We start from the raw sequence: 15,159 nt of genomic DNA, 5'->3' as shown, positions 1-15,159 counted from the left end.
GTTTCGGTCAGCGGCCGGCGGCTCTGCGGGCGGCCGTGACCGCCGCGAGGATCTGTTCCAGGACGCGGCTGCCCGGTGGGATCGTGAGCGGCTCGTACGTCCAGGCGTGACCGACCCAGGGGTCGGCGAGGTGGTTGTCGGCGACCGGGGTGATCCGCAGCAGCGAACGCCACAGCGGGTCGAGCACCGGCCCGTACGCACTCGCGTCCTCGCGGTCCGCGACCATCAGCAGGTGCACGCCGACCGAGGGGCCCTCGTCGGCCAGGTAGCGGAGCTGGGTGACGGCCCGGTCGTCGAAGCCGTGCGGGAAGTCGTTGACGATCAGGAGCTGTTCGCCGGTGTCCAGGTCGGGCGGGAGCGAGTCGGCCGCACCGGCCCGTACCGCCATCTGCACCAGGTCCACCCGGCGGGTGAGATGAGCGAGGACCGAGGCCACTCCCCCGGGCCCGGCGGCGGGCGGTCCGGCGAGGACGCCCGCGTCGACCAGCGGCGCGAGCGGGCCCGCCGCCGCGCCCGCCGGATCGATGACATGTACCGAGAACTCGCCGGGCGGATACACGGCGAGCAGCCGGGCCGCGTGCAGGACGGCGGTCTCCATCGCGAGGCGGCGCAGCCGGTCGCTGTCCATGAGGGCGGCGGCCTCGGAGGCCGTACGCCCGCTGTCCACCCACATCCCCCGCTCCAGCGGCAGCCGGACCAGCAGCGGGATGCGCAGGTCGGTGCGCTCGGGCAGATGGAGGTCACCGATGCGCAGGGCCATCGGCAGCTCCATCGGGATGCGGTGGGCGTGCCAGACGGGGTTGTCCCAGCCCGCGTACGCGGCGGGGAGCGCGGGCTCGACGACGGCCGCCTCGGCGGCCAGCTGGGCGAGGTCGCGGTCCAGCGCCTCCCGGGCCCGGGCGGTCAGCTCGTCGCGTTTGGCTCGGGCCTCCTCGCGGGCGCGGTCGCCCGCGCCGCCGATCCGGTTGCGCGGGTCGGAGAGGGAGCGGTCGAGCTCCTGGCCCATCCGGGACTCGGCGAAGTCCACGGCGCTGCGGTAGGCCGCGGCGGCGCGTGCCAGGTCCTCGAACATGCCCCAGATCTGGTTGTAGAGCCGCTCATCCATCGACCAGCCGGTCGCGTCCCCGGCCACCGGCTGCGCGGGCTGCCCGGGCTGGGCGGGAGGCGGGGTGGGCGGGGGTGAGGGCGGGGCGGCGTGCTGGCGACGGGGGTGCGCGTAGTTGATGGGGCCGCCGGGGGTGGAGGTGGAGGTGGAGGCCGTGGCGGGGTTCGGGCCAGTGCCGGGGGTGGTGCCCGGGGTGGGAGTGGTGCCTGAAGTGGTGCCTGCGCCGGGAGTGGTGCCGGAGGCGGCGCTCGGACCGGGGTGGTCCGGGCGGCCGGAGGTGTGGCGTACGCGGTCGCCTTCGGGGGTGCGGGGCGGCGGCGGGGCCACCGAGCGGGCCAGGGAGCGGGCGACGGCCTCCTGGATGGCGGCGGCCAGCTCGGCCGCCCCGGCCAGGCCCTGGTCGGCGAGCATCTCGGCCAGCCCGGCCGCGTACCCCTGTCCGACGGCCCGGACCTTCCAGGCGCCCTGGCGGCGGTAGAGCTCCAGGGCGCTGACCGCCGACTCGGCGTCCAGGCCGGTGAGCGTGAAGGTGGCGATCTCGGTGCCGTCGAGCCCGGTGACGGCGACGAAGGGCGCGGCGGTGGCGCCGAACCTGGCCGGTCCGCCGACGCCCACCGGGAGGGCGAGGAGCACGGTGACCCGGTGCACCTCCTCGGGGAGGGCTTCCAGGTCGACGGCGAGGCGGTGGTCGGCCGCGGCCTGCCGGGAGACCTCCAGCCCGGGGAGCTGGTGCGAGCCGGGGTGGGCGATCCACTCGACGCCGCGCACCGTGCCGCGCTCGTCGCCGAGGGTAGCCCCGGCCACGACGGGTGAACCCGCCGATACGCGGATCTCCAGACGGGTCTGGGGCAAGGTGTGGTTCTGCCCCCGGACCAGTTCGGCCGTCATGTGCGCTGTCCCCCTCGACGATGTGTGCTGCTTTGGGCCCCGCGCGGTGCGGCTCCCGGAGGCGGGTGCCCCCGGGAGCCGCACGTGCCGGTGCCGGCCTGATCCGGTCCGCCTACAGGTGGGGCAGGATGGACGGCATCAGGTCCTGGAACGTGCGGCCGTTGGCCGGGTTCCCGAGGGCCGTCATCTGCCATCCGCTGCCCGCACGGTGGACCTTCGCCATGATCTGGGCGGTGTACTGGCCGCCGCCGTCCAGCGTGTACCGGGCGAGCTCCTGGCCGTTGGTCTCGTCGACGATGCGACAGAAGGCGTTCTGGACCTCCTGGAACGTCTGCCCGGTGAAGGAGTTCACCGTGAAGACGATCTGGTCGATGTGGACCGGGACGCGCTGGAGGTCGACGAGGATCGCCTCGTCGTCGCCGCCGGAACCGGCACCGCCGACCAGGTTGTCCCCGGTGTGCTTGACCGAGCCGTCGTCACTGACGAGGTGGCGGAAGAAGACGACGTCGACCGGCTGCTTGTCGGCGAAGAGCACCGCCGAGGCGTCCAGGTCGATCTCCCGGGTGCGCGAGCCGAACAGACCGCGGCGCGGAGCCGCCTGCCAACCGAGCCCCATCCGTACCGCGGTCAGGGTCCCCCCGTCGCTCTTCTGCAGGTTGATGGCCTGACCCTTGGTCATATTGACCGTCACGCGCTGTCCCCTCTCGGCATTGCCCCGCAACCGTCCGTGTGCGGTTTCCCCGCACCCTACGCATTCCCCCCGGGACGGCAGCAGGTTCGGTCCGTTTTTGTGTCGGTCTTGCAACACACCGGGGTGGTGGAACCCGGCGCGGCCCCCGCCGGAATCAGGCGAGGCCCGCCTCCTTCATCTGGCGCAGCTCCTTCTTCAGCTCGCCCACCTCGTCGCGGAGCCGGGCGGCCACCTCGAACTGCAGGTCGGCGGCGGCGGCCCGCATCCGGTCCGTCATCTCCTCGATGATCCCGGCCAGTTCGGTCGCGGGACGGTTGCCGACCACCGCGCCGGGCGACGCCCCCCGGCCCTTCGCCCCGCCCTTGGCCGCCTTGACCCCGAGCGTCGGCACGGGGGCCTTGGCCTCCTTGCCCTGCCGGTAGCCGGTGCCGAGGAGCTGCTCGGTGTCGACCTCCTCGCGGTGGATGGTCGCGACGATGTCGTTGATCTTCTTGCGCAGCGGCTGCGGGTCGATGCCGCGCTCGGTGTTGTACGCGATCTGCTTCTCACGGCGGCGGTTCGTCTCGTCGATGGCCTGCGCCATCGCCGGGGTGACCTTGTCCGCGTACATATGGACCTGGCCGGACACGTTACGGGCGGCGCGTCCGATGGTCTGGATCAGGGAGGTGCCGGAGCGCAGAAAGCCCTGTTTGTCGGCGTCGAGAATGGCCACGAGGGACACCTCGGGCAGGTCCAGGCCCTCCCGCAGCAGGTTGATGCCGACCAGGACGTCGTACTCGCCGGAGCGCAGCTCGCGCAGCAGCTCGATGCGGCGCAGGGTGTCGACGTCGCTGTGCAGATACCTGACCTGGATGCCCAGCTCCAGGAAGTAGTCGGTGAGGTCCTCCGACATCTTCTTGGTGAGGGTGGTGACCAGGACCCGCTCGTCGCGCTCGGTGCGCTTGCGGATCTCGTGGACCAGATCGTCGATCTGCCCCTCGGTGGGCTTGACGACGATCTCGGGGTCGACCAGGCCGGTGGGGCGGATGATCTGCTCGACGAAGCCGTCGCCGCGCGAGAGCTCGTACTTGCCCGGGGTGGCGGAGAGGTAGACCGTCTGGCCGATCCGCTTCAGGAACTCCTCCCACTTCAGCGGGCGGTTGTCCATCGCGGACGGCAGCCGGAAGCCGTGGTCGACGAGCGTCCGCTTGCGGGAGGCGTCGCCCTCGTACATCGCGCCGATCTGCGGCACGGTGACGTGCGACTCGTCCAGGACGAGCAGGAAGTCCTCGGGGAAGTAGTCGAGGAGGGTGTTGGGAGCGGTGCCCGGGGACCGCTCGTCGAAGTGCATCGAGTAGTTCTCGACACCGGAGCAGCTGCCGATCTGGTGGAGCATCTCGATGTCGTACGTGGTGCGCATGCGCAGCCGCTGGGCCTCCAGCATCTTGCCCTGCTTCTCCAGCTCGGCCAGCCGCTCCTGGAGCTCCTCCTCGATGCCCCGGACGGCCTTCTGCAGCCGCTCGGGTCCGGCCACGTAGTGGCTGGCGGGGAAGACGTGCAGGGACCGGTCCTCGCTGATGACCTCGCCGGTCAGCGGGTGGAGGGTGGAGAGCGCCTCGATCTCGTCGCCGAACATCTCGATGCGGACGGCGAGCTCCTCGTAGACCGGGAAGATCTCGATGGTGTCGCCGCGGACCCGGAAGGTGCCCCGGGTGAACGCGAGGTCGTTGCGCGTGTACTGCATCTCCACGAACCGGCGCAGCAACTGGTCGCGGTCGGTCTCCTCGCCGACCTTGAGCTGGACCATGCGGTCCACGTACTCCTGGGGCGTACCGAGGCCGTAGATGCAGGAGACGGAGGCGACCACGACGACGTCACGCCGGGTGAGCAGCGAGTTCGTCGCCGAGTGGCGCAGCCGCTCGACCTCCTCGTTGATGGAGGAGTCCTTCTCGATGTAGGTGTCCGACTGGGGGACGTACGCCTCGGGCTGGTAGTAGTCGTAGTAGGAGACGAAATACTCCACCGCGTTGTTCGGCAGGAGCTCGCGGAACTCGTTGGCCAGCTGGGCGGCGAGGGTCTTGTTCGGCGCCATCACCAGCGTGGGGCGCTGCAGCTTCTCGATCATCCAGGCCGTGGTCGCCGACTTGCCGGTGCCGGTCGCACCGAGCAGGACGACATCCTTCTCACCTGCGCGGATGCGCCGCTCCAGCTCGGCGATGGCCGCCGGCTGGTCGCCGCTGGGCTGGTAGGGACTGACGACCTCGAAGGGCGCCACCGTACGTTCGATCTGGGAAACGGGCCGCATGGAACCACCGTACGGCCCCCCACTGACAACGGCCTCGGATCGGCGCCACCCGGACGGCCCCGCGCCCTCGCGAAGGCGCGGCGAGGTCACTCGGGCGGGAGGCCTGCGGTGGTGACGCCGGGTGCGGCGGGGTGCAGGTGCACATCGAGCGCGGCCATGCCGGTGTAGTGCATCCCGGTCACCGCGACGGCCATCATGACGCCCGCGCCCAGGCCGGAGAGGAGGGCGCGGGTGGAGAGGGCCGCCCGGAGCGCGGCGGTGGCGGCGGTCGCGGCGATCAGGACCGAGAGGACGACGAGGGGGGTCTCGTACGTGAAGTGCCCCCGGAAGCGGACGCCCGCCATGCCGAGGTAGTGCGTGGAGGCGATACCGAGGCCGGTGAGGGTGCCGCCCGTGATCAGCGCCATGCGGGTCACGCCCCGGTACCCGACAATGAAGAGGCCGATGCCGACCATCACGACGGCCACGGCGAGGCCGCCGAGGATGAAGGGCTTGTCGTGGGAGAGCGGTGCCTCCGCGACGGTGAAGCCCGTCATCGCCACGTAATGCATGGTCCAGATGCCGGAGCCGATGGACAGCGCACCGAGTGCCAGCCGGCCGGTCTTGAAGGAGCGTGCCGTGCGCAGGGACCTGACGGCGCAGTGGAGTCCGATGGCGGCCCCCAGACAGGCCGCGAGGAACGCCAGGCCCGGGATCGCGGGGCCGTGGGTGAATCTGTCGACCGTTCCCTGCACGCTGGCACGCCCTTCGCGAAAGCCCGGGTCCGAGGGGGGTCCGCAAGGGGCGAGTCCCGGCAGGCAGATAGAGATATAGGAAGCACATTTTATCGGCACGAGACCGTGGCACGGTCCCGTGGCGTGCTCCTCGGGCCACTCCGGTGGCGCAGATTCCGTTCATTCCGTGGCCACCGCCCTCCCGCCCCGTGTTGGTGGGCCGCTGCCAGTCTCGTGGTGACCGCACACTCCGATACGAGGAGTCCACGTGTTCGTACGCACCGCAACCGCCTCCACCGCCGCCGCGGCCGTACTCGGCGCCGGCGCCCTGCTGCTGCCCACCGCCCAGCCGCAGACCGCGGACGCCCGCACCCCGGACCGGCAGGCGAGCCCCCTCGTCGTGGCCCACCGGGGCGCGTCGGGTTACGCACCGGAGAACACGCTCGCCGCCGCGGACGCCGCGAGGGCGCTCGGCATCGACTGGGTGGAGAACGATGTCCACCGCACCAAGGACGGCGTGCTGGTCGTGCTGCACGACACCGGTCTGGCGCGCACGACGGACGTCGAGAAGGTCTTCCCCGGCCGTGCCCCGTGGGCGGTCAAGGACTTCACCGCCGCGGAGATCGCGAAGCTGGACGCGGGCAGCTGGTTCGGGGCCCAGTTCGCGGGGGTCCGGGTGCCGACGCTCACGCAGTTCGTGAAGCGCCTGGAGCGCAACCGGCAGAACCTGCTCCTGGAGATCAAGAGCCCGGCGAGCTATCCGGGCATCGAGCGGGACATCCTGAACGTGCTGCGCAAGGAGGGGTGGCTGGACCGCTCGCACGTACGGGACCGGCTGGTCATCCAGAGCTTCGGCGCCGCGAGCGTCAAGGAGGTGCACGCCCTGCGCCCCGACGTCACCACGGGCTTCCTGGGCACCCCGGCGGTGGCCGACCTCCCCGCGTACGCGGCGTTCACCGACCAGATCAACCCCTCGTTCGCGACGATCGGCGCCGACTACGTGGCGGCCGTGCAGCGGCTCAAGGGCCCGCACGGCAAGCGGCTGCGGGTGAACACCTGGACGGTCAACAGCGCGGCGAACGCGAAGAAGGCCCACGCGTACGGCGTCGACGGCATCATCACCAACTATCCCGACGTGGTGCGCGACGCCACGCGCTGACGCGGTGGGGCGGGACGGGGAGGGGCGGGACGGGGAGGGGCGGGACGGGGAGGGGCGGGCAGGAGCCGGGCGGCGGGCCGGTCCTGTCGGGTTTCCGCCGACGGGACCGGCGTTGTCAGTGGGCGGCCGTACCGTGGACGGCATGAACAGCTACGGGCTCGGTGGAGAGCCGGCCGTCGAGTGGTCCGTCGTGGAGAGCGCCATCGGGCCGCTGCTGCTCGCCGCGACCGCCACGGGCCTGGTGAGCGTGGTCTTCCACGCCCGCCCCGGCGTACGGGACGCGGCGCTCGCCCAGTTGCGGGCCCGGCTCGGCGCGGAGCCGGTGGAGGCGCCCGGCTCCGCGCGGCTGGCCGAGCCGATACGCCGGCTCGCGGCGTACTTCGCGGGCGAGCGGCAGGACTTCGGCCTCGATCTGGACTGGTCGCTGACGTCCGGCTTCCACCGCGAGGTGCTCCGCGAGCTGGAGTCCACGGTGCCCTACGGGACGGTCGTCGGGTACGGGGAGCTGGCCGCGCGGGTCGGCCGGCCGGAGGGCGCACAGGCGGTGGGGGCGGCCATGGGGTCCAACCCGCTGCCGGTGGTGGTGCCCTGCCACCGGGTGGTGGAGAGCGACGGGGGCCTCGGGGGGTTCGGGGGCGGGCTGGAGACGAAGCGGCAGTTGCTGGCGCTGGAAGGGGTGCTTCCGCAGCCGCTGTTCTGAACCGGTGCATCCGTACGGGTGCCTTCCGGGGTGCGGCTGATGGCACACTGCGCCGGTGACGCCACCCCTCCCCCGCTCCGCCGTCCCGCCGGTCACGGCCGCCGGGCTGCCCGCCCTCCAGCGCCGGATATCGGCCGTGCTCGTGGTCAGCCAGATCCTCGGCGGCCTCGGTGTGGCCATCGGGATCGCTCTGGCTCCGATGCTGGCCACCGAGGTGACCGGCTCCGAGGCGCTGTCCGGTCTGGCCCCGACCGCGTCCGTCGTCGGTACGGCGCTGCTGTCGCTGCCGCTGGCCGCCCTGATGGCCTCGCGCGGCCGGCGCCCCGGCCTGGTGCTCGCCTATCTGGTCGGTGCCATCGGCGGGGCTCTGGTGGTCCTCGGCACGGTGGTGCGCAGCTTCCCGTTGCTGCTGATCGGGATGGCCGCGTTCGGTGCCGGGTCCTCCGCCAATCTCCAGGCCCGGTTCGCCGCCGCCGACCTGGTCGGGCCGGAGCGGCGGGGCCGGGCGATCTCCACCGTCATCTGGGCCACCACGATCGGCTCGGTGCTGGGCCCCAACATCGCGGCCCCGGCGGGCCGGATCTTCCGGGGGACGCCGGTGCCCGAGACGGCGGGCCCCTACCTCTGGTCCGCCGCCGCCTTCCTGCTCGCGGGGGTGATCGTGGCGGTGCTCCTGCGCCCGGACCCGCTGCTCACCGCGCGGGCCCTGGCCCCGCAGAGCACCCAGGGCGAGCGGAAGAGGTCCCTGCAGGCCGGGGTCGCGGCCGTCCGGGAGTCGCCGATGGCCAAGCTGGCCATGGTGACCGTCGCCGTGTCGCACACCGCGATGGTGTCGATCATGGTGATGACCCCGGTCCATCTGGGCCGGCACGGTGCGGACCTCCAGCTGATCGGGCTGGTGATCAGCGGGCACATCGCGGGGATGTACGCGTTCTCGCCGGTGATGGGGTGGCTGGCCGACCGGTTCGGCAGGCTCTCCGTGATCGGCCTGACGGTCGGCCTGCTGAGCACTGCGGCGCTGCTCGCGGGCACCGCGGGGCCCCGGCACGGCCAGACCGCCGCAGGCCTGGTCGTGCTGGGCCTCGGCTGGTCGGCGGGGATGATCGCCGGTTCGGCGCTGCTCACCGACTCCGTACCGCAGGCCGCCCGGGCCGCCGTACAGGGCCTGTCCGACCTGACCATGAACGCGACGGCGGCCATCGGCGGAGCGACGGCCGGGGTGATCGTCGCCCAGTGGGGGTACGGCCCCCTGAACGCGATCGGTGCCGCACTGCTGCTGCCGGTGGCCGCGCTCGCGCTGCGCCGAAGCCTGAAGCCGTCGGGCGCCGGGGGTCGATGAGACGTGGGGCCCGGCAGCACCGAAGCCACAGGGCCTCAGGCCTCAGGCCTCAGGCCTCAGGGCCACGAAACCCCGGAGTCTCAGGGCCACGAAACCCCGGCGCCCTCAGAGGCTGATGTGGTACGCCTTGCGGAGCGTCTCGTGCACCGTCCAGGTCGTCCGGTCGCCCTCGCGCAGTACGCAGGCGTCCCCCGGCCCGATCTCCAGCGTCGCGCCGCCCTCGACCGCCACGGTCGCCCGGCCGCTGACCACCACGAACAGCTCGTTCGCCTCGGTGTCGGTGACTACTCCCGGGGTGATCTGCCAGATCCCGCGCACCTGCTTGCCGTCGGCGGACTCCCACAGCACCTTGCCCGTGACCACGGGGTCGCCCGAGACGATCTGTGCCGGATCGAGGGGTTCCGGTTCGAGGTCGGCGTCCGGGATGTGTACGGCGAAGGAGGCGGGGGCCTGGTCGTTTGTCGTCATGGCCGGTCACCTTAGCGACCACTTCCGGCCGAGCCCCACCAGGACCGGCCGGAACCCGTCCCCCCGTGGTTTGCGCCCCTCCCGCCCGCGACAGGGATGGGGGCATGCCTCAGAACATCGACACCTCCTACGAGCCGGTCCTCTCCGCCGAAGTGCGCGCGGCCCTGGCCGACGGGCTGCCCGTCGTGGCCCTGGAGTCGACGATCATCGCGCACGGGCTGCCGCGCCCCCGCAACCTCCGGGTGGCGGTCGAACTGGAAGGGATCGTCCGGACCTCCGGCGCGGTCCCGGCCACCGTCGCCGTCCTGGACGGGCGGGCCCATGTGGGTCTGGAGAAGGACCAGTTGGAGCGGGTCGCCGCCGACCCGGCAGTACGGAAGCTGGGCCACCGCGATCTCGCCCCCGCCCTCGCGCTCGGGGCGAGCGGAGCGACGACGGTCTCCGCGACGGCCTTCCTGGCGGCCCGGGCGGGCCTGCGCGTCTTTGCCACCGGAGGGCTCGGGGGCGTACACCGGGAGTGGGCCGAGAACCAGGACGAGTCGGCCGATCTGCGGCTGCTCGCCCGTACCGGGATCACCGTGGTCTGTGCGGGCGTGAAGTCGATCCTTGACGTCCCGGCGACGCTCCAGCGCCTGGAGACTCTGGGGGTGGGCATCCTCGGTTACGGCACCGGGCACTTCCCCGGCTTCTATCTGAGCAGCTCCGGCCAGCCGGTCGACTGGACCGTGCACAGCCCCGAGGAGGTGGTGGAGGTGATCCGGGCGAAGGAGGCGCTGGGCGGCCCGGAGGCCGCGCTGATCGTCGCCAACCCCGTACCGGAACAGGACCAGTTGGACCCCGCCCTGCACGACCGGGTGCTCGCGGAGGCGCTCGACGCGTGCCGGGAGCGCGGGATCACGGGGCAGGGCGTCACCCCGTTCCTGCTGGACCAGCTGATGCGGCGGACCGAGGGCGCGTCGCTGGAGGCGAACCTGGCGGCGGTGCGCGGGAACGTGCGGCTCGCGGCACGGATCGCGGCGGCGGCCGTACGGTGAGTCGCGCGGGGGCGGACCAGGCGCTTCCAGGGCCGGGCCGGGGGCTCCTGGTGGTGGGGGACGTGGTCACGGACGTGGTGGCGCTCCACGGCTCGGGGCTCGTCCACGGCACGGACAACGCGGCCCGTATCCGGTCCCTGCCGGGCGGTGCGGGGGCCAACGTCGCGTGCTGGGCGGTGCGTTCGGGGTGCCGGGACGTGGCGCTGGTGGCCAGGGCCGGGGCGGAGTCCGCCGACTGGCACCGGGAGGCGCTGGAGCGGGCGGGGGTGCGGGCGCTGCTGGCGGTGGACGAGGAGGTGGCGACCGCGACCGTCGTCTCCTTGGTGGACGCCGCCGCAGAGCGGACGTTCCTCACCGACAGCGGGGCCGTACTGCGGCTGGCCACCGACGACTTCGCGCCCTCGATGCTCGACGGCATGGGGTGGCTGCACCTCTCGGGCTATCTCCTGTTCGCCGCGACGAGCCGCGCCACGGCGCTGCTCGCTCTGCGTACCGCACGGGAACGGGGCGTTCCGGTGAGTGTCGATCCGGCGTCGGCGGGGTTCCTGGCGGAGCTGGGGCCGAAGCGGTTCCTGGAGTTCGCCGAGGGGGCCGAGCTGCTGCTGCCCAACGCCGACGAGGCCCGGCTGCTGACCGGACTGCCCGAACCGGCCGAAGCGGCGGCCGAGCTGAGCCGTGTGTTCCCCCGGGTCGCCGTCACCCTGGGCGCCGGGGGTGCGGTGCTGGCCGCCGGGGGCGCGGTGACGGGGCGGGTCCACGCCGGGCCGGTCCGCGAGGCGGTCGACTCGACGGGGGCGGGTGACGCGTTCACCGGCGGGTTCCTCGCGGCCCTGCTGGCCGGGGCGGACGATGCGGCCGCAGCGACGGAGGGCTGCCGGGCCGGGGCCGAAGCGGTGACCACGGTGGGCGGCCGCCCGCCCCTCCCCTAGGAACCCCCCAGCCCCGACCATGCCGGATGGTGCGGGTCGTCCGCGCGCACGACCACGTCCGCCTGCTCGGCGGGCGCCACCTCCTCCTCGTACCGGGCGAAAGCGGGCAGTGTCCACCGCTCCGCCTCCCCCGTACGCCGCCGCAACGCCCCCGGCGAGAGCCGCACATGGACGCTCAGCGCGAACGGGAACCAGCGCCCGAGCAGCAACGGACCGTGCACGATCACCACCCCGCCCTCCGGCAGCGGGTGGTACGGCGTACGGGTGGCCCGGTCGGTGACGGGGTCCCACAGGTCCGGCAGCACGCGCCCGGAGCCGCCCGCCTCCAGCGGCCCGAACACCTCGCGCCAGAGCGCGCCCGTGTCGAACCAGCTCTCGATGTACGAGTCCGGGTCCTCCTTGCCGTACTCGAAGCGCAGGCTCGCCGGGCGCAGGAACCCCTCGGTGGAGACGACCAGCACCGACCGGCCGCGCAGCCGCAGTTCACCGGCGACGCGTTCGGCCAGGTCAGCGGTGCGGGCGGCCGGGGCGCCGTCGATCCCGAGGGTGAGCCAGGGGGCTCCGTCGGCGGCGGAAAGCCCGTCGCTGTGCCGGGCCAGCTCGTCGGCCAGCCGTTCCCAGGTGATCGCTTCGAGTCGCACGTCTCCATCATCCATCGCTGACGACTCGGCCCCGCGTCACTCCCCCCGCAGCTCGGCGGCGAGCGGGCCCTCCCCCGCCACCTCGATCCGGCCGTCCTTGACCGCCTCCGCGAGGGTGACACCGCCGCGCCCCAGCTCCAGGCACAGCTCGGCGTCGAGGGTGATGCGGGCGTCGGGCCGGGGCGCCGGGCCGAACCCGTACGGCCCGTCCTCGGACTCCATCGCCGCTCCCGCCCCCGTACGGACATGGAACTCGCCCTCTTCCAGGCGCACTTCGAGGATGCCCTCCTGGGTGAGCCCGGCCAGTGCGGGCAGCAGCGGCAGGGCGAACCAGTGGGCGCGTACGGCGTCGGTGGGGCGGCGTTCGGTGAGGGCCGGGGCTCCCCACTCGGCCAGGGCGGCCAGGACGGGGAGCAGGCCGTGGCCACGCTCGGTCAGCTCGTAGACCGATGCGGCGGCGGGCGGCGGCAGCTTGCGGCGGACGGCGAGGCCGCCCTGTTCCATGTCCTTGAGGCGGGAGGCCAGGACGTCGGTGGAGACGCCGGGCAGGTCGGCGTGGAGGTCGGTGTAGCGGCGGGGTCCGGCGAGCAGTTCGCGGACGATCAGCAGCGTCCACCGGTCGCCGACGGAGTCGAGGGCGCGGGCGGTGGCGCAGAACTGGTCGTAGCTCCGGCGTCTGACGGGGCGTGCGGAAGCGGGCTGCTGACGTGGCATACGACGCAGTCTAGACATGTTGTTGGACTTTCCAAGCTCAAGCTTGGTAAAACCAAGTATCGCAGTTCGGCTCGGGGAGGCACCGCATGGAGTTCCGGCAGTCCAGCAAGCTCAACGAGGTCTGTTACGAGATCCGGGGCCCGGTCATCGAGCACGCCAACGCCCTGGAGGAGGCGGGCCACAGCGTGCTGAGGCTCAACACGGGCAACCCGGCGCTCTTCGGCTTCGAGGCGCCGGAGGAGATCGTCCAGGACATGATCCGGATGCTGCCCCAGGCCCACGGCTACACCGATTCGCGCGGCATCCTCTCCGCGCGGCGGGCGGTGGCCCAGCGCTACCAGGCCATGGGGCTGACCGAGGTCAACGTGGACGACGTCTTCCTCGGCAACGGGGTCTCCGAGCTGATCTCCATGGCGGTGCAGGCGCTGCTGGAGGACGGCGACGAAGTGCTGATCCCGGCCCCGGACTTCCCGCTCTGGACGGCGGTGACCACGCTCGCGGGCGGCAAGGCCGTGCACTACATCTGCGACGAGGAGTCCGACTGGAACCCGGACCTCGCCGACATGGCCGCCAAGATCACCGACCGCACCAAGGCCGTCGTGATCATCAACCCGAACAACCCGACGGGTGCGGTCTATCCGCGCGAGATCCTCGAAGGCATCCTGGATCTGGCCCGTCGGCACAACCTGATGGTCTTCGCCGACGAGATCTACGACCAGATCCTGTACGACGGGGCCGAGCACCACAGCGCGGCGGTCCTCGCCCCGGACCTGGTCTGCCTCACCTTCAGCGGGCTCTCGAAGACGTACCGGGTGGCCGGGTTCCGCTCCGGCTGGATGGTGGTGTCCGGTCCGCGGCAGCACGCCCGCAACTACCTGGAGGGCCTGACCATGCTGGCCTCCATGCGGCTGTGCCCCAACGCCCCCGCGCAGTACGCCATTCAGGCCGCGCTCGGCGGGCGGCAGTCGATCCGGGAGCTGGTGGCGCCCGGCGGCAGGCTGCACGAACAGCGCGACCGGGCCTGGGAGCGGCTGAACGAGATCCCCGGAGTCTCGTGCGTCAAGCCGAAGGGCGCGCTGTACGCGTTCCCGCGCATCGATCCGAAGGTGCACCCGATCATCGACGACGAGAAGTTCGTGCTGGACCTGCTGCTGCGGGAGAAGATCCAGGTGGTGCAGGGCACGGGCTTCAGCTGGCCGCGCCCGGACCACTTCCGCATCCTGACCCTGCCGTACGCCGACGACCTCGACGCGGCGATCAGCCGCATCGGCCGCTTCCTGAGCGGGTACCGGCAGTGAGCAGCCCTCCCGGGTCCGCCCCGGAAACGGGAGCGGGCCCGGAGGCGTAGCCGGCCTCCGGGCCCTGAGAGTGCCACCCATCTTGCACGCCGGCACGTTTAAGGGTCCGGGTCAGTCATGATGTCGTCGCGTCCTGCCTTTGGACCACCGCAGATCGGAGCTCTGCGGGCCGGACTTGAACCGGCATCTCGACGCGCGCGGGCCCGGGCCCGGTCGATCCGGCGATCGGCGGCGAATGCTGAGTCTGGAGCAAGAGTCTGAGATTGACGGCGGTCTGCCTCTGCCTGCTTGGGCTACTCCGGCCCGTGCCGGAGGGAGGAGTCGAACCTCCACTGGAACCGCGCCTTCACGACAAGCTTCAGTTTCAGCTTGCGCTCCTCGCGCACCCCGGTGGCCTTGATCGGCTGCCGGGGAATCCATGGTCGGTCACCCGAAGAGGTAACCGAATACCGCATCACCCACCCGCTGGTCGGTGACCTCGACGCCGTTGGCCTCCTCGCGGGCGAACTTCACGGCCTGCTGGAGCTTCTCGACCCGGTCCAGCAGCTCGTTGACGCGCCGCGCGGGCAGCGCCCCGGAGAACTTGACGGTCGTCCAGTAACCGATCGGGATGTCCTCGTAGTACACCTCGACCTGCGCCGGGTGCTTCTCGGTGGCCTCCGCCTTGACATGGTTGCGGGGCACCTTCTTCGTACGGAGCGTCCGGACCGGCTCCGTCTTCCAGGAGTCGGTGGACGGGTCCTGCACCCAGGCCTCGGCGGCGTCCAGCACCGGCAGCTTGCGGATGAAGGTGTTGAGGTCGGTCAGCTGCTTCTCCAGGAAGAGCAGATACGACACCGGCACCTCGGCCACCAGCACCCGGCCGTCGACCTTCACATCGGCCCTGGCCGAGCAGTTCGCCCAGTCCTTGGTGGCGGTCACATCGAAGAGCCGGGTCAGGGTGGTCGCGGTGTCCCGCAGCACGTCCTCGGCCTTGACCTGGACCAGCGTCGACTCGGGCGGAAGCTGTTCGCCCTCCTCGTCCTTGGGCTGGTAGGTCCGGGAGATCCCGGCGAGCAGTCCGGCCTTCTGGAGGCCGTGGTGTGCTGCCGTCAGGTCCTGGTGCGCCTTGGACTTGACGCCCTTCTCCACTGCGATGATCTGATTGAGTTTCGCCACGTCGAGGACGCTAGCAGCGCCAACTGGGCTGTGGCCAA

Annotated in this window: 14 protein-coding genes; 6 read left to right on the top strand and 8 right to left on the bottom strand. The window is 72.1% G+C overall.

Annotation, left to right across the window (positions count from 1 at the left end; all coding sequences use genetic code 11):
* Nucleotides 1–7 precede the first annotated feature (7 nt).
* The 4 genes from ACFW9Z_RS21000 to ACFW9Z_RS20985 all read right to left on the bottom strand — a co-directional run bounded on the left by ACFW9Z_RS21000 (nt 8) and on the right by ACFW9Z_RS20985 (nt 5,702).
* Nucleotides 8–1,993, bottom strand: coding sequence for a TerD family protein (locus tag ACFW9Z_RS21000; RefSeq protein WP_384642921.1), 1,986 nt, complete (start codon nt 1,991–1,993; stop codon nt 8–10).
* Between the two features lie 112 nt (nt 1,994–2,105).
* Nucleotides 2,106–2,684 carry a TerD family protein gene (locus ACFW9Z_RS20995; RefSeq protein WP_128847639.1) on the bottom strand — a complete coding sequence of 193 codons (579 nt, stop codon included), beginning with the start codon at nt 2,682–2,684 and terminating at the stop codon, nt 2,106–2,108.
* A 154-nt stretch (nt 2,685–2,838) separates the two neighbouring features.
* Nucleotides 2,839–4,968: an excinuclease ABC subunit UvrB gene (uvrB, locus tag ACFW9Z_RS20990; RefSeq protein ID WP_384642918.1), complete on the bottom strand. Its 2,130-nt coding sequence runs from the start codon at nt 4,966–4,968 to the stop codon at nt 2,839–2,841.
* A gap of 86 nt (nt 4,969–5,054) precedes the next feature.
* Entirely contained in the window at nt 5,055–5,702 is a 648-nt protein-coding gene (locus ACFW9Z_RS20985; RefSeq protein WP_384642915.1) for an MHYT domain-containing protein, read from the bottom strand.
* A 247-nt stretch (nt 5,703–5,949) separates the two neighbouring features.
* On the opposite strand from ACFW9Z_RS20985, the gene ACFW9Z_RS20980 reads away from it, so the two are divergent.
* The 3 genes from ACFW9Z_RS20980 to ACFW9Z_RS20970 all read left to right on the top strand — a co-directional run bounded on the left by ACFW9Z_RS20980 (nt 5,950) and on the right by ACFW9Z_RS20970 (nt 8,879).
* Nucleotides 5,950–6,840, top strand: coding sequence for a glycerophosphodiester phosphodiesterase family protein (locus tag ACFW9Z_RS20980; protein WP_384642912.1), 891 nt, complete (start codon nt 5,950–5,952; stop codon nt 6,838–6,840).
* A gap of 142 nt (nt 6,841–6,982) precedes the next feature.
* Complete coding sequence (locus ACFW9Z_RS20975; protein ID WP_384642909.1) at nt 6,983–7,540, top strand: methylated-DNA--[protein]-cysteine S-methyltransferase; 558 nt, start codon at nt 6,983–6,985, stop codon at nt 7,538–7,540.
* Nucleotides 7,541–7,676: 136 nt separating this feature from the next.
* Entirely contained in the window at nt 7,677–8,879 is a 1,203-nt protein-coding gene (locus ACFW9Z_RS20970; protein ID WP_384643072.1) for an MFS transporter, read from the top strand.
* 105 nt (nt 8,880–8,984) lie between these two features.
* Here ACFW9Z_RS20970 and ACFW9Z_RS20965 read toward each other — a convergent pair whose 3' ends face one another.
* Nucleotides 8,985–9,347, bottom strand: a complete 363-nt coding sequence (locus ACFW9Z_RS20965; protein ID WP_384642906.1) for a cupin domain-containing protein — start codon at nt 9,345–9,347, stop codon at nt 8,985–8,987.
* 104 nt (nt 9,348–9,451) lie between these two features.
* On the opposite strand from ACFW9Z_RS20965, the gene ACFW9Z_RS20960 reads away from it, so the two are divergent.
* Complete coding sequence (locus tag ACFW9Z_RS20960; RefSeq protein WP_384642903.1) at nt 9,452–10,381, top strand: pseudouridine-5'-phosphate glycosidase; 930 nt, start codon at nt 9,452–9,454, stop codon at nt 10,379–10,381.
* Entirely contained in the window at nt 10,378–11,310 is a 933-nt protein-coding gene (locus ACFW9Z_RS20955) for a carbohydrate kinase family protein (protein ID WP_384642900.1), read from the top strand. Before ACFW9Z_RS20960 ends, ACFW9Z_RS20955 begins: the two co-directional genes overlap by 4 nt.
* Here the strand turns inward: ACFW9Z_RS20955 and ACFW9Z_RS20950 are convergent.
* Both ACFW9Z_RS20950 and ACFW9Z_RS20945 read right to left on the bottom strand, forming a co-directional pair.
* A complete protein-coding gene (locus ACFW9Z_RS20950; RefSeq protein ID WP_384642897.1) occupies nt 11,307–11,951 on the bottom strand; it encodes a uridine kinase in 645 nt (214 codons plus the stop codon). The genes ACFW9Z_RS20955 and ACFW9Z_RS20950 overlap by 4 nt on opposite strands.
* A gap of 36 nt (nt 11,952–11,987) precedes the next feature.
* Complete coding sequence (locus tag ACFW9Z_RS20945; RefSeq protein ID WP_384642894.1) at nt 11,988–12,665, bottom strand: winged helix-turn-helix transcriptional regulator; 678 nt, start codon at nt 12,663–12,665, stop codon at nt 11,988–11,990.
* 86 nt (nt 12,666–12,751) lie between these two features.
* On the opposite strand from ACFW9Z_RS20945, the gene ACFW9Z_RS20940 reads away from it, so the two are divergent.
* Nucleotides 12,752–13,963, top strand: coding sequence for a pyridoxal phosphate-dependent aminotransferase (locus ACFW9Z_RS20940; RefSeq protein ID WP_384642891.1), 1,212 nt, complete (start codon nt 12,752–12,754; stop codon nt 13,961–13,963).
* A gap of 426 nt (nt 13,964–14,389) precedes the next feature.
* On the opposite strand, the gene ACFW9Z_RS20935 is transcribed toward ACFW9Z_RS20940, so the two are convergent.
* Nucleotides 14,390–15,121, bottom strand: a complete 732-nt coding sequence (locus ACFW9Z_RS20935) for a hypothetical protein (protein WP_384642888.1) — start codon at nt 15,119–15,121, stop codon at nt 14,390–14,392.
* Nucleotides 15,122–15,159 lie beyond the last annotated feature (38 nt).

Source organism: Streptomyces sp. NPDC059452 (assembly GCF_042750035.1).
In the GTDB taxonomy this organism is placed as follows: Bacteria; Actinomycetota; Actinomycetes; order Streptomycetales; family Streptomycetaceae; genus Streptomyces.
This window is presented reverse-complemented; position numbering and strand designations above follow the sequence as displayed.

What these genes read in the sequence shown, in the direction of transcription:
- ACFW9Z_RS21000 (WP_384642921.1), bottom strand. Translation starts at nt 1,993, where the DNA reads ATGACGGCCGAACTGGTCCGGGGGCAGAACCACACCTTGCCCCAGACC.
- uvrB (WP_384642918.1), bottom strand. Translation starts at nt 4,968, where the DNA reads ATGCGGCCCGTTTCCCAGATCGAACGTACGGTGGCGCCCTTCGAGGTC.
- ACFW9Z_RS20975 (WP_384642909.1), top strand. Translation starts at nt 6,983, where the DNA reads ATGAACAGCTACGGGCTCGGTGGAGAGCCGGCCGTCGAGTGGTCCGTC.
- ACFW9Z_RS20965 (WP_384642906.1), bottom strand. Translation starts at nt 9,347, where the DNA reads ATGACGACAAACGACCAGGCCCCCGCCTCCTTCGCCGTACACATCCCG.
- ACFW9Z_RS20960 (WP_384642903.1), top strand. Translation starts at nt 9,452, where the DNA reads ATGCCTCAGAACATCGACACCTCCTACGAGCCGGTCCTCTCCGCCGAA.
- ACFW9Z_RS20945 (WP_384642894.1), bottom strand. Translation starts at nt 12,665, where the DNA reads ATGCCACGTCAGCAGCCCGCTTCCGCACGCCCCGTCAGACGCCGGAGC.
- ACFW9Z_RS20940 (WP_384642891.1), top strand. Translation starts at nt 12,752, where the DNA reads ATGGAGTTCCGGCAGTCCAGCAAGCTCAACGAGGTCTGTTACGAGATC.